Source organism: Sutcliffiella horikoshii, from assembly GCF_008180725.1.
Classification (GTDB): Bacteria; Bacillota; Bacilli; order Bacillales; family Bacillaceae_I; genus Sutcliffiella_A; species Sutcliffiella_A horikoshii_B.
The window spans coordinates 24,954-38,659 of record NZ_VTEV01000005.1; the positions used below are offsets into that span (position 1 = coordinate 24,954).

Here is a 13,706-nt window from a genome sequence, read left to right on the forward strand (position 1 = left end):
CCCAAACGATGGGCGAGCGGTCTGTTAGTGTGTCAGATGATCATCAGAATTCAATAAATGCTTGTACTTGGGATTATTCGAAAAAAACTCATGAAGGCGATCTCCATGCCTGTCAATGATTTGCATGACCATTCTCTCTGTCATATCCTTACCCTTATATTCATACCCTGCCTTAGCATAGGAACTCTCAAAATCCTCCCATAAAAGCTCTACCCAAGTTCTCGCCTTATCATAAGGTAAGGCAGCATTCTTTTCCATCAGACGTTCAGCCAGACGTTCAAAATATTGTTCCATAAAAAACACTCCGTTTTAGTTTTGGTTTAATTTCACTATGCTTATCATTACATATAATCACTTCTAAAATCCAATATTAAAGATAGATGTTAGGCAACTCAGCCAAGCATCCACTTACCGAGGAGGCGAGTCGCATGAGGAACAAAGCGAGAAACTTTCCAAACCCTAACGACAACAAGTTCGAAGGGGAAGGTCGTGCAAAGTCTGAATATGCTTCAAAGCGTGCTAATGGAACGATTAATACGCATCCACAGGAGCGCATGCGTGCTTCCGGTGCCAGAGAAGAAGATACATTCTAAACTTTGTGGATACGGCTTTTTCATGTTTTTAGCTCTGGCTAGGAACTTCGAAGCTACCCTAACTAATAGGAGGTTGTTATCATGGCAAAACAAAATCACAAGCCATCACGCAGTAATCCTTTTACGTTAAATGACCACCCGTTTCCGCAGCCGAATGCACATTCTAAGCACTCGTTCCGTCAAGTAAACGGTGAGACGCAACAAGCTCAGAATATCCAGATCTTAGAAGTGCAAACAAGAAAAAGATCTTAAAGCTTGCAAAAAAGCAAAGAGGCCTTATGCTTCTTTGCTTTTTTCGTTCATGAGCATGGATATTGGCAATCCTTCTTCTTCTTTGCTAGTAGTATCGCCGTGCATTCTATGTCCCCATGCAAACACTCCATTCATATAGGTAACTTTAAAATGAACACCGGGATCGCCTTCTATTTCATAGACATCTCCTGGTTTGAAGTCCTCCGGATCTAACATATAAGCTTTTGCCATCGTAATCTTGCGTTCCAATACTGCAAACTCATTTACAATACCGAGTTGTTCCGCCTTTCGCGCCTTTTCTTTTAACATGGCAACTTCCTGATGCAATTCATGAGGTGTCATCTGACTGTAGCGTTTTTCCTGTTCCACTTGCTTTCCCCCTAAAAAATCTATATAAAATAAGAATAGCACGATTCTGACATTACAAAAAGCTATTATGAAAAGGTGATTTGCATGCAAACAATACTGATCACAGGTGCAGGTACTGGCCTAGGCAAGGAATTGGCACTATGCTATGCGAAAAAAGGTTACACGATTATATTGACTGGCAGAAGGTTAGGTCCCTTGGAAGCTGTAAAAGAAGAAATTGTATCTTTAGGAGCACTGGCCTTCGCTTATCAGATGGATATTAGCAGTTTAGAAAATGTTAAACAGACGGTTAGCAAGATTACCTTGGAACATACTGTCGACTACTTATTGAACAATGCTGGTGCAGGCTGCTTTGGTCCGTTAACAAATTTAGATTATGGAGAGATTGAAACAACCATCCAGACCAATGTACTTGGGACCATTTTTTTGACGAAAGAATTACTTCCTCATTTGTTAAAGCACGAAAATAGCAAGATCATGAACATCATCTCCACTGCCGGTCAAAAAGGGAAAGTGAATGAAAGCGTCTATGTTGCAAGTAAATTTGCTGTCCGCGGTTTTACCGAAAGCCTGCAAAAAGAACTAGAAGGAAAAGTGCATGTGATTGCAACCTATATGGGCGGCATAGACACTCCTTTTTGGGATGAAACTGATCATATTAAGGACAAGGCTAGGTTGAAATCTCCTAGAGAAGTAGCTGAGATGATTGTTGCTCAGGATAATCAGTTGGAGATACAGATATGACTAAAAAGCAGCCGCTAGGAACGAAGTCTGTCCCAAGCGGCTGCTTTATTATTGAGTAGTAACTTCTACCTCTAAAGTTAATTGTTCTACCACTTTGAATAGAACTTCTACATTTCCCGGGTTTTCTTCTACATTTTCCGAGTAAACTTGTACACTTAAGTAAGAGTGTTCTACCATTTTGCTGTTTTTACCCTTTGATTAAAGTTAATTCCCCTCATGCTCCTCCAGCCACCGGTCAATAAGATCCATCCCGAATCCTTTTCTATACAAGGCGCCCTTCATTTTCATCTTATAATCGTATCCCTCAAGCCCTGCGTACTTTCGGTGGTATTTTTCTGCCTGTTTTGTGATTGCTTCCCACTCTTCTGATGTATCTTCCTCAAGTTCCGCCTCTTCCAAAGCTATTTGGATGACGGAATAAGCATATCCCTTCCTCACTAAAGCTTGCTCCACTTTTTGAATCATGATTTTAAAAGAGTCTTTTTTATATTTGGGTGCATACTTCAACACAAGCTTTACCGCATGCTCAAGCTCTGTCTCCTGGCTATACTCCGCTTCAAGAACCTCCACAATAATATCCTTGCTTACACCCTTTTCAAGCAATTCCTGTTCAATAATTCCTCGGCCTTTCAAGGTAGTGTTCACCTGAGTCCTTACAAATGCATTTGCAAATTCCCTGTCATTTAAATAGCCCTGCTCCCTAAGCTTCACGATAATCTCTTTACTAATAAACGGTTCATATTCTTTTTCTTTTAGGTAATCCTCTATTTCTTTTTCCGTTCTCATTCGAAAAGAAAGATAGTGGACCGCAGCATTATATGCTTTATTAATTTGATCGCTGTATAGGATTTCTTCTATATCCAGCTCATCTAGTTCCTTACCTTTTACTAGCTGGAACCTCAATAGCGTCGCTTCGTATACAGCAAACGCGTACTCTTCATCCAAGAAAATGTTGAATCTTTCCTTGTTTTTTTGCTGTACCGATATTTTTGTTATTTTACCCATTTTTGCTCTCACTCCGTTTCATAGCACATTGCACCGTATTAAATAAAGGATAATTAGGGAAAAGAACTAATATAGTATGTAAGATATTCTCTATGGAGGGTGATATAGATGAAGATTGCCATTGCAGGCGGTACGGGGCTTGTTGGTCAAGCACTGACAGACCATTTAATTGATAAAGGACATTCCATCTTTATTTTAACGCGAAACACTTCGAATAAAAAGGAAAAAGCAAATGTCACCTATGTAGAGTGGCTAAAAGAATCTTCCACTCCGGAAACAAGTTTAGTTGGCATGGATGCTTTTGTAAATCTAGCCGGCGAGTCCATTAACAGCGGTCGCTGGACAGAAGAACAGAAAAAGAAAATAGTGAAGAGTCGAATTTCTTCCACGAAAGAAATAAATAGAATTATCGGCTCATTGGAAAATAAACCGGAAGTATTGGTGAACGCAAGTGCCATCGGCTTTTACGGAACTTCAGAAACGCATACATTTACCGAAGGCGACACGACGCCTGGATCTGATTTCCTAGCTTCGACCGTCTATGCTTGGGAAAAGGAAGCAGAGCAAGTAAAGACAGAAGGGATCCGTACGGTACTTACACGTTTCGGGATTATTTTAGATAAAGAAGAAGGTGCACTACCTAGGATGATGCTTCCTTACAAAATGTTCGTTGGTGGAAAAATTGGCTCAGGTGATCAGTGGATGTCATGGGTGCATATTAAAGATGTTGTTGGCGCTATTGCTTTTAGCTTGGAAAATAAAGTGGTAGAAGGGCCAGTGAATGTAGTCGCACCACATCCAAAACAAATGAAAGATTTCGGTAAAACACTTGGAAAAGTTATGGGCCGCCCACACTGGTTTCCTACACCAGGTTTTGCTCTCAAGGTGGCGCTTGGAGAAATGAGTGTGCTCGTACTGGAGGGTCAAAAGGTGCTGCCGATAGTATTAGAAGATAAAGGCTATAATTTTTTATTTTCCCATCTTGATGACGCTCTGTCCGACATATTACAATCAAAGTAATGACAGAAAATTAGGAGTCTTCTATGGGTATAGTAATGTTTCGAAACGCAACGGTATATCCCGTTACATCAGCTCCGATATATAATGCGGATGTGATAACCGAAAATGGAAAAATTAAGACGATTGGTAAAGGATTAGCCGTACCCGAAAACGGGAAAGTGATAGAATGTAACGAAAAATATTTATTCCCTGGATTTATCGATGTGCACACCCACCTTGGCTTATATGATGAAGGGACTGGTTGGGCAGGCAATGATGCCAATGAGACAGTTGAACCACTAACTCCCCATATCCGTGCACTAGACGGGGTTCACCCTTTTGACCCTGGATTCCAGGATGCCATTCAGTATGGAATCACGACTGTTCACGTTATGCCTGGAAGTGCCAATGTTATTGGTGGAACCACGTCAGTAATCAAAACACATGGTGTGAACATCTCCAAAATGATAGTACAAGAAACTGCTGGGTTGAAGGTCGCTTTTGGTGAAAACCCTAAACGAATTCACAGCCAGGGAAATAAGGATTCCATTACCCGAATGGGCATTATGGGGATGCTTCGCGAAGCCTTTTATCAGGCAAAATATTACGACAACCCCGAAAATCTGCGTGTAAAGCCCATTATCATGGCTCTTGAGCAAAAGATTCCAGTTCGCATCCACGCTCACAGGGCAGATGATATCATGTCAGGTGTCCGTTTTGCAGAAGAATTTAATTTGCGATTTACCATCGAGCATTGTACAGAAGGACATCTGATTGCAAATGAATTGCGTGGCCGAAACATGAAAGTCTGTGTTGGTCCAACGATGACGAGGAGATCAAAGATTGAATTGAAAAACAAAAACTGGAAAACCTATCAGGCATTAGCAGAAGCAGGCGTGGAAGTATCCATCACAACAGACCATCCTTATACCCCTGTCCAATACTTAAATATGTGTGCGGCTTTGGCAGTGAGGGAAGGCTTAGATGAACAAAAAGCACTAGAAGGAATAACTATAACAGCGGCTAAAAACCTTAGTGTTTCTGACCGAGTTGGGAGTATAGAAACTGGGAAAGATGCCGACTTGGTACTATGGTCTCATCACCCGTTTCAATTCCTTGCAAAGCCAGTCATAACAATGGTTGAAGGTGAAATAATTTACCAAAAAAATTAACAAAAAAGTTGTTTCTTTTTTAAATAAAATCGAGTATGATACGTAGGTAAACAAAATTAAATCAACTAACAAATGTGTTTAAATGTTAGGGAAGGCAAATGGTGCGCCACCAGTTATACTGGTTCTAGTGGGTTCGATTCCCACCCCGAAATTTTTTGTAATTTAAAAAATTTCGAGGGTGGGCCAGTCTTCACGTGAACGTGACAGTTCTGCCCTCAATTGGAGGGTTAGACATGCTCAAAAAACGTGATTTCCAAGAATCTCAAACTCTTTATGAGTTAATGGTGCACCCTGAAGTCTTCCCTTTTGTGCGTCATAAAGCGTATTCCTACGATGAGTTTCTTTTCCTTACAAAACAGACCATCGAAGCGGAAGAACGCGGAGAATTGATTTCACGTACCATTCTTGATGAGTGGGGCACTCCAATTGGAACAATCAATCTCTTCGATGTGCAAGACGGAGCTGGATTTCTAGGCACTTGGCTCGGCAAACCATACCATGGCAAAGGCTACAACCAGCCTGCCAAGGACCAGTTCTTCGAGGAACTGTTTTACGAACTCGACATTAAATCCATTTTCATGCGCATCCGCAAAGTAAATGTCCGTTCTACAAAAGCAGCGGAGAAATTACCTTATGTCGTTCTGGCAAATGAAACACGCAAAAGTCTGCTGGATGAAATCAACGGCGGTGAAGATATTTACAATCTTTATGAGATCTCCCGCGACCAATATACTCTATACAAACTTCGCACCGGACACGAAGTGCTGCACGAAGAGCATCAGTTGAAGGAAGCATAATAAATTTTACGCCTGCCCATTGTTTTGGGGGAGGCGTTTTTTAGTATATTTTCCCACTTATTAGCTAACACTGGTGATATGCAGATATTAAGGAGGGATTCTTGATGAGTGACAAGAAACGTCGTGAAAAAGTAAAGACAACATTAAGCAAAACACAGGCAGTTACATACTCTCGTGAGTTTAAGATGGCCGATCGAGTTGGCGGATTTACGGAGAGACGCAGATAGGCCTATTTAGAAAATATGATAGACTGTGAACGTGCCTTCATTCAACATGCATCTGGATGAAGGCTCGTTTTTTATTGTTTTACCTAATCGGGCGATTTTAGATGCTTTTCGGGCGACTTTTCAAATTTACGGGCGATTCGTAAAATTGTAAAAATCCCACATCCTAAAAAACTTCAACCTTCCTCCCGAACCATGACCTCTTCTTCTCCAACATCTCCCTCACATCACCGCCCTCTTCTCAGGTTAACCTATTTAAGAAGACATAAAGGACCAACATGCATATGTTCCTTATGTCTATCGCATATTCTTAGGAGGGTTTCGAATGGGACGTTCACGCGGACATCAATCAGGTGGCAAGAACAAATCATCACTTCCACAAGTACCTAAGAACATGAAAAAAGCTACACAAGATGCAGAATTCGCGAACGAGCAACATGCGGACAATGAGATCCTAGAAGCACAAGCTCGCGCATCAGCAGCTGGAATTAAACGGAACAGTAAAAAAGACACCTTTAGATAGTTCCACAATTTTGCCGGGTTTGATCCAAAAGGTCATGCCCGGTTTTTTTAATTTATATTAATATAAATTAATCGCTAAATTGCGAATAATTTTATGTGGATAAATTTTCAGAATGTTGTTGATAATGTGGATAACTGTGTGTATATCCCGTCTATCAAGGAAATCGACTGTGCACAACTGAAAATAAACATGACTTTAGAACCATAAAACATCAAGAAATACATTACCCAATACCTATATTACAATAATTCTAATCTTTTCCAACCTAATCACATTAGATTGATATCAACTACTCCAACGATTAAAATAAAGATACTATAATAAAGCGAGGTGTGGCAGATAATGAGTAACTATATGATTGGATTGGATATTGGCACCTCCACAACCAGATCTGTCATTTTCAATAGAAATGGAGAGGTGATCTCTGAGTCAGAACATGCCTATTCTACCTACCGTCCAAAACCTAGTTATTCCGAACAAAATCCTATGGAGATAGAGAGTGCTGCACGTCTGGCCATCTCCACTTCTATTAGCAAATTAAAAATCGCACCTCAAGATATTATTGGACTAAGTATTTCTGCTCCTATGCATAGTTTGATCTGTATCAATGATAATAACGAACCAATTTCCCCCTTGATAACTTGGGCTGACGGCAGAAGCTATCCACAGGCTGCCATTATGAAGGAATCTTACGGCCAAGACCTATATGAGCAAACTGGAACACCTATTCATCCCATGTCACCTTTTGTGAAGCTTGTTTGGATGAAAGAGAATCAATATACACCGTATTATGATGCAACTCGCTTTGTTTCTATAAAAGAATATATTTTATATAAATGGTGCAATACGTGGCAAGTAGATTTTTCTATTGCCTCTGCAACAGGGCTTTTCAACATCCATACACTCCGTTGGGATGAAGAAGCACTTGCCATAGCAGGTATCAATGAATCCCAGCTATCCAAGGTGGTTCCCTGTACCACACAAGTTGGACCACTTTCCGCTGATATCGCAAAAGAATTGTTACTACATACATCTACCCCCATTATCATCGGGGCAAGTGGCGGTGTGCTTGCCAATATTGGGGTTGGAGCTACGGAAGAAGGAGAAACTGCCTTAACAATTGGTAGCAGTGGAGCTATTCGAAGATTCACCAAACAAAAAACGATTGACGCTGAACAACGTACCTTTCAATATGCATTTACGAAAGAAAGTCGTATCGTCGGCGGTGCAACCAACAATGGGACGATTCTCATGCATTGGCTAGCAAGACAATTTTCTTCTTTAACAAAAAAGGAAACGGTAGAAGTGTCTGATCTTGAAGCACTTGCTGCAACTTCAAGCGCAGGAGCTAACGGTCTATTTTTCCTGCCATATCTGAATGGAGAACGTGCGCCAAAATGGAACGCAAAAGCAAAGGGTGGGTGGATGGGCCTCACTCTTGCGCACACAAGTGCAGACATGATTCGCAGCGTGATGGAAAGTGTTATCTTCAACATGTATGAGATTCATGATAAGCTGCATGAAAACATACATCCTACAAAAAAACTGGTGGTCAGTGGTAGCTATGCTCGATCGCCTCTATGGGTACAGATGACAGCAGATATTTTTCGCAAAACGGTCATCTTACCGGAAAGTACCCATGCTACTGCATGGGGTGCTGCTTGGTTTGGCATGTTTGCACTAGGAGAAGTTGAGTCCCTTGAAGCTATTAAATCATATATTCCCATCAAGCATGAGGTATTGCCTACTGTTCGAAATGTGGCCATGTATGAAGAATATTACCACCTCTACCGGGAGCTATATAATAAAAATAAACCGTTATTTGCAGAAATCGACCGGTTGCAATATTAACTATAAATGAAAGAGCTAGCAGCCATTGATGACTGCTAGCTCTTTTGTTTACACTTTCGCTTGTTCTCTTTTCCTAATACTAATCCCAGTAAACCCATAAAACAAACTTAATAACGGACTAACTAAGCAAAACAGGGCAAACGGCAAGTAATCCAACACAGGTACTTCAAGCACCCCTGCCATGAATACACCACTCACTCCATATGGAATTAATGGATTGATAACTGTTCCAGCGTCCTCTAACACTCTTGCCAAGTTTTTAGGAGCAATTCCTTGTTTTTCGTATTCCTTTTCATAGGCTTGACCAGTCAATATGATAGACATATACTGTTCTCCCACAGTTACATTTACTCCAATTGCTGTTACAACTGTGGCGAAAATTAATTTTCCTGTGGATGATACAAAAGATTGAATCATGACGAGTATTCGTTCCATCACTCGAAGCTGTTGAATCAATCCACCCATGCTTAAGGTAAGTAATACAAGGGATACCGACCACATCATGCTTTGGATTCCGCCCTTTGTCAATATGCTGTCTATCGCTTCGTCTCCAGTTGCCCCTGTATAACCATTTTGCATGACATCCATAAGTTGCCCAACTTGAACGCCTGGTTCAAGGACAAATGCCATCACTGCACCAACGATAATGCCGACCATCATGACAAAAATTGCAGGTACACGTTTAAGGGCTACTCCAAACATGACAACAGCCGGTATTAATGCCCAAATGCTCACCATGCCTTCTTCTTTTAGCACCTTAGGCAGCTCTGCAAAATCCCCTATCTGCCCACCACCGTTACCAGTTGAGAAAAGTCCGAATACCACCAAGCAAATAATTGCTGCAGGGATAGTTGTCCATAACATATGGCGGATGTGCTCAAACAAATCGACCTTGCATACCGCAGAGGCAATATTCGTGGTATCTGATAGAGGCGACATTTTATCTCCTAAAAGAGCCCCTGAAATTATGGCTCCTGCCACTATAGCCGGATTGAGTCCCATCCCTGTCCCAAGCGCGATAAAGGCAACCCCTACCGTTGCAGCAGTAGTAAAAGAGCTACCAATGCTAATACCGATGATTGCGGTAATGATAAACACACTAGGAAGGAAAAATTGTGCGGAAATGAGCTGACCTCCATAGTAGATGAACGTCGGAATTGTACCAGAAAGCATCCACACCCCAATCAAAATTCCAATGAGAATAAATAATAAAATCGGCGTCAGACCTTCCTTTAAACCATTTTTTAATCCGGTTTCAATAAAGTCCCAAGAATGTCCTTTAACGAAGGAAAAGAAAATCAATACCATGATACTCGCAAAAATCGGTATATGAGGCTCTGCTTTAAAAAAAAATAGTGATATAGAAATGATTGCGATGATGCTGCTAATCAAACAAAGAGCTGCAAGGCCGCTAATGTTTATTTTTTCTTTTTGTATTTGCTGCTCCATGATGTTCCCTCCAAAAAAGTAAGTTTGCCTACCTGTTAATTTGCACCAAAAAAGCTTCCTCATCCCTAACATAAGGGACGAAGAAGCTCCGCGGTACCACCCTAATTGGCAACATATAAATTGCCCACTCATCTGCTATGATAGCCGTTAAAAATATGTATTGTACTTCATCTTCATCACGCCTGGATTTTCACCAACCATCCAGTCTCTATTTGCTGCAGTAAGGAAAACTACTCTTATACATAGCTACCAACCTATTTATTTACTAAACTCAACTCGGCTAAGTTTCGCTAACACACTTAAACGCTTAAACGCTTTTAGGTGTTAAAGTGTTGTTATTAAGATAATATATATTTTAACGCTTGTCAACAACAAAAAAATCCTCCTGCGTTTTTCTTAGGAGGATTGTTCATGTATTAATGAGTTAGGCAATCGAATAACAAAGCTGGTTTTTTCATCATTAGATTGACAAAATATTTTACCATCGTGTTTTTCAATCAATTTTTTGCAGATATACAGTCCTATTCCTGTACCTAAATCCTTAGTAGTAAAGAACGGTTCAAAAATAGCGTGGATGGCGTCTTCATCAATTTTCGGTCCGTTATTGGAGATGGATAGCTCGGTAAATGCCCCCTTCTCCATACAAACCACTTGAATGGTACGAGAGCCACCCTTTTCCTGCTGTAAGGCATCTATGGAATTAATAATCAGATTCAAAAAAACCTGCCTTAATTCATCTTTATTGGCCATCATGTTGATGGAAGGATCAATGTCCAATTGAATAACTACATCTCCGTCTAGTAAACTAGGATACAAGAATTCTACCAATTCTTGTAAAAGGAAAGATAAGTTCACTTCTTCACGCTTACTCTCTATCAATTCTTTTCTAGAGACATGTAAAAATTGAGAAATGCGATAATTAAGCTGATCCAATTCATGACGCATTATCTCCAAATACGGATGGTCAGGAAGTTCATGCTGCAAGAGCCTTGTGAACCCAATTACCGAGGTCAAAGGGTTTCTGAACTCATGGACAAAGCTTGAGCTCATCTGCCCAAGAATGGTAAGGCGCTCTTTATGTGTTTGGTTGATATATAGCTCTTTTTCTTCCAACTGTTTTTCTTTGATCTCTGTGTATTTCCTAACAGCCAGGTAAGAAAACTTGTCAAAAAGGGCATTTATCTGGTCGATGAACGGTTGCAGTTCCTCAGATGGAATTCCGGAATTCCAAACCCACTTAACAACTTCACTTCTTCCTGTATTCACATTGTATACAAACTCGCTGATGTTAACATTAGCTTGGACTCGTTCATGCGCTGTCTTGTTGGCGAGCTTAATGATTTCGTCTTCAGTCAAGGGATCTTTAATGGCCTTTTTAATTAGCTGATACATTTGCCAGCCATTGCGCACTACTTCTTCTTTATATATATCTTCTTCCGAAATTACGCTCCTACTTCTCCAATTTCGGATAAATTGATCGTGATTTTCTTCTAAGAACAAAATGAGTTTCTGAGCAGCGTCCATACTTGCCAGCCACCTTCTACGTTATTTTCGGATAATCTATATCTATCATAACAGAAAATTTCAGCAGAAGATAAAATATTCTGAACAACAATGATGTTAGTTGGATACCTCTTATTTTTTCATCATGGAGAAAGGACATTTGCCTTCAATAGGTTTTACATCGTCTCCAATAAAATATTGTTTCCATTCTCGATGGTCTGGATCTCCGTAGTGACTAATATTAGGATGTGTTGGGAGCTGATCCCATTTCTCCACACGCTCCCTTACCTTCTCACGAGACATAATACCACCCTTTGACGTCCCTTCTAGTCCTTCAAATATCCTTCTCGGCTGGAACCCTAGAATTAGACTGTTCCCTAAATCTCTTGTCTTTCTCTGTTTGTAGGCAGGAGCATTCCCAAAGACGAAATACGGCTCTTCTGCAAAAGAAAAGGCCCACAGGTGATGATCTGGATCTGTAGGATAGTCTTTAGGCCATGGTTGATCATCTTTCATATGTAAAAACTGCAAAATATCCCAAAAATATTCCCGATAGTAAGGAATAGTTTTTTCTTCTTTCTCTGGCTCGACAAAAAGAAAGAGACCATGTCGTACAAGTGGTTTCTCCGGATCAAACAGGGCATTAAATTCCTTTAAAGTATCCGGCAAATGGCTCCAATTATCATGACTAATATAGGAATAACGAAGTTCTCCTTTCTTTTCTGCACTCATTCCAAAATAACAAGGAAATGTTTTATTTGTTACTACTTCTCTGAAATTCTTATATTCTTGCAAAACCCATTTGGGTACAATTTTCTCATTTGTCATTTCTTCCTTTGTCAGCAACTTACCTTTTGTGGATCGAACTGTGGTTTCCATTACATCACCTCTAAAGTTAGTAGTTAAACAACCTTCCTAACAAGCCAACTACCCTTAAACCTGCCAGGTAAAACATGGCCAAGCATACAAGCAAAATATATTCTGGGAAAAGGTTTCATCTATTTTGGAAGAGGGTATTAAGATGTGGGGTGTTTACTATTCTAGAAAGATAGAGGAGAAAAAAGAATATGGGCATACTAATTGTCGATGATAACCAAGTAAATTTATTCGTTATAGAAAATATCTTGAAAAGAGCGGGATACAAAGACTATTTATCCTTCACATCCGCTAACGAAATGTTTACCTATTTACATAATAATAATAATTCCGCTTCACCTCAAATGTCCGTCGATATCATCTTAATGGATATCATGATGCCTGAAGTTGATGGAATTGAAGCGTGTAGAACTCTTCAGACCATTCCACACCTAAAAGATATCCCTGTTATTTTTGTCACAGCACTAGAAGATTCTAATAAGGTAGCAGAAGCCCTGGATGCAGGTGGATTAGACTATGTCATGAAGCCAATCAATAAGACGGAATTATTGGCACGTATACGGGTGGTTCTTCGACTTAAACAGGAGAAGGATAAGAATAAAAAGCAGGCGGAAAAGATAAAAAATCAATTGGACCTTTCTCAGCAAGTACAGAATAGTCTGTTAAGCGAACCAATCACAGAAGACAAATTCACTGTAAAAGCATCCTACATTCCTGCCTATAAACTTGCAGGCGACATGTACTATTGGTATAAGGTCGACGATACGAGATATGCCGTCATACTATTAGACATGATGGGACACGGCATTTCCGCTTCCTTAGTATGCATGTTCATCTCCTCGGTACTGCGAGACTCTATCAGAGGATGTGCAGACCCTGAATTCGTTATCAGTGAATTGAATCGCTGGATGCATGCCCTCAATTTACGGAACCAGCAAATTCCATATTATTTTACAGCTATTTACCTTGTCATTGATACAAATGAAAAATCAATGGAATATGTGAATGCTGGCCATCCAGCTGGTTTTGCGTTCGTTGATGAAGATGAAGTAGTGGAACTATCTAATCGTACATGTGCCTTAGGGTTCTTTGAGAACGTGGATGTTAAGAAAACGAAGATCACTTATAAGAAGTCCGTTCAAATTATGCTTTATACAGATGGTGTTGTGGAAACAATGGAGAAAGTGGGCTTGAATCAATACCCTCAGTTTATAAAATCCGCTTCAAAACTCTGGGATCTACCTAACATCCCCGAACCTATTAACCTAGTCTTACCTGCTGACATGCAACAACAAGCCTCAGACGATATGTGCGTCGTAATGATACAAGCAAGATAAAGGCATAAAAAG

17 protein-coding genes are annotated in these 13,706 nt (G+C 40.2%); 10 read left to right on the forward strand and 7 right to left on the reverse strand.

The genetic code is table 11. From position 1 onward, the window contains the following. Positions 1-24: 24 nt before the first annotated feature. Positions 25-294, reverse strand: a complete 270-nt coding sequence (locus FZC76_RS12420) for a YfhJ family protein (RefSeq protein ID WP_148988512.1) — start codon at positions 292-294, stop codon at positions 25-27. A gap of 134 nt (positions 295-428) precedes the next feature. On the opposite strand from FZC76_RS12420, the gene FZC76_RS12425 reads away from it, so the two are divergent. Then, positions 429-593, forward strand: a complete 165-nt coding sequence (locus tag FZC76_RS12425) for a small, acid-soluble spore protein K (protein WP_010198995.1) — start codon at positions 429-431, stop codon at positions 591-593. A gap of 81 nt (positions 594-674) precedes the next feature. Further along, on the forward strand, positions 675-845 hold the full coding sequence (locus FZC76_RS12430) for a YpzG family protein (RefSeq protein ID WP_010198993.1): 171 nt from the start codon (positions 675-677) through the stop codon (positions 843-845). A 24-nt stretch (positions 846-869) separates the two neighbouring features. Here FZC76_RS12430 and FZC76_RS12435 read toward each other — a convergent pair whose 3' ends face one another. Beyond that, positions 870-1,214: a YfhH family protein gene (locus tag FZC76_RS12435; protein ID WP_262372576.1), complete on the reverse strand. Its 345-nt coding sequence runs from the start codon at positions 1,212-1,214 to the stop codon at positions 870-872. Between the two features lie 84 nt (positions 1,215-1,298). On the opposite strand from FZC76_RS12435, the gene FZC76_RS12440 reads away from it, so the two are divergent. After that, a complete protein-coding gene (locus FZC76_RS12440; RefSeq protein ID WP_148988513.1) occupies positions 1,299-1,958 on the forward strand; it encodes an SDR family NAD(P)-dependent oxidoreductase in 660 nt (219 codons plus the stop codon). A 48-nt stretch (positions 1,959-2,006) separates the two neighbouring features. Here FZC76_RS12440 and FZC76_RS23470 read toward each other — a convergent pair whose 3' ends face one another. Both FZC76_RS23470 and recX read right to left on the reverse strand, forming a co-directional pair. After that, a complete protein-coding gene (locus FZC76_RS23470; protein WP_262372577.1) occupies positions 2,007-2,135 on the reverse strand; it encodes a hypothetical protein in 129 nt (42 codons plus the stop codon). A 27-nt stretch (positions 2,136-2,162) separates the two neighbouring features. Beyond that, positions 2,163-2,963 carry a recombination regulator RecX gene (gene recX, locus FZC76_RS12445; RefSeq protein ID WP_148988514.1) on the reverse strand — a complete coding sequence of 267 codons (801 nt, stop codon included), beginning with the start codon at positions 2,961-2,963 and terminating at the stop codon, positions 2,163-2,165. Between the two features lie 108 nt (positions 2,964-3,071). Here recX and FZC76_RS12450 point away from each other — a divergent pair, with 108 nt between their 5' ends. The 6 genes from FZC76_RS12450 (at position 3,072) to FZC76_RS12475 (ending at position 8,529) form a co-directional block, all read left to right on the forward strand. Further along, a complete protein-coding gene (locus tag FZC76_RS12450) occupies positions 3,072-3,983 on the forward strand; it encodes a TIGR01777 family oxidoreductase (RefSeq protein WP_148988515.1) in 912 nt (303 codons plus the stop codon). Between the two features lie 23 nt (positions 3,984-4,006). After that, on the forward strand, positions 4,007-5,134 hold the full coding sequence (locus tag FZC76_RS12455) for an amidohydrolase (RefSeq protein WP_148988516.1): 1,128 nt from the start codon (positions 4,007-4,009) through the stop codon (positions 5,132-5,134). 233 nt (positions 5,135-5,367) lie between these two features. Then, entirely contained in the window at positions 5,368-5,931 is a 564-nt protein-coding gene (locus tag FZC76_RS12460; protein ID WP_060666546.1) for a GNAT family N-acetyltransferase, read from the forward strand. Positions 5,932-6,035: 104 nt separating this feature from the next. Next, positions 6,036-6,158 carry a YfhE family protein gene (locus FZC76_RS12465; RefSeq protein ID WP_148988517.1) on the forward strand — a complete coding sequence of 41 codons (123 nt, stop codon included), beginning with the start codon at positions 6,036-6,038 and terminating at the stop codon, positions 6,156-6,158. Positions 6,159-6,480: 322 nt separating this feature from the next. Next, positions 6,481-6,678, forward strand: coding sequence for a YfhD family protein (locus FZC76_RS12470; RefSeq protein ID WP_148988518.1), 198 nt, complete (start codon positions 6,481-6,483; stop codon positions 6,676-6,678). A 342-nt stretch (positions 6,679-7,020) separates the two neighbouring features. Beyond that, positions 7,021-8,529 (forward strand): gluconokinase, encoded by a 1,509-nt coding sequence (locus FZC76_RS12475; RefSeq protein WP_148988519.1) that lies wholly within the window; start codon positions 7,021-7,023, stop codon positions 8,527-8,529. A gap of 48 nt (positions 8,530-8,577) precedes the next feature. Here the strand turns inward: FZC76_RS12475 and nhaC are convergent, their stop codons facing one another. The 3 genes from nhaC to FZC76_RS12490 all read right to left on the reverse strand — a co-directional run bounded on the left by nhaC (position 8,578) and on the right by FZC76_RS12490 (position 12,360). Further along, positions 8,578-9,978, reverse strand: coding sequence for a Na+/H+ antiporter NhaC (nhaC, locus tag FZC76_RS12480; RefSeq protein WP_148988520.1), 1,401 nt, complete (start codon positions 9,976-9,978; stop codon positions 8,578-8,580). Positions 9,979-10,374: 396 nt separating this feature from the next. Continuing rightward, positions 10,375-11,502, reverse strand: coding sequence for a histidine kinase N-terminal domain-containing protein (locus tag FZC76_RS12485; protein ID WP_148988521.1), 1,128 nt, complete (start codon positions 11,500-11,502; stop codon positions 10,375-10,377). A gap of 111 nt (positions 11,503-11,613) precedes the next feature. Beyond that, complete coding sequence (locus FZC76_RS12490; RefSeq protein ID WP_148988522.1) at positions 11,614-12,360, reverse strand: YqcI/YcgG family protein; 747 nt, start codon at positions 12,358-12,360, stop codon at positions 11,614-11,616. Positions 12,361-12,548: 188 nt separating this feature from the next. Here FZC76_RS12490 and FZC76_RS12495 point away from each other — a divergent pair, with 188 nt between their 5' ends. Continuing rightward, on the forward strand, positions 12,549-13,694 hold the full coding sequence (locus tag FZC76_RS12495) for a SpoIIE family protein phosphatase (RefSeq protein WP_148988523.1): 1,146 nt from the start codon (positions 12,549-12,551) through the stop codon (positions 13,692-13,694). Positions 13,695-13,706 lie beyond the last annotated feature (12 nt).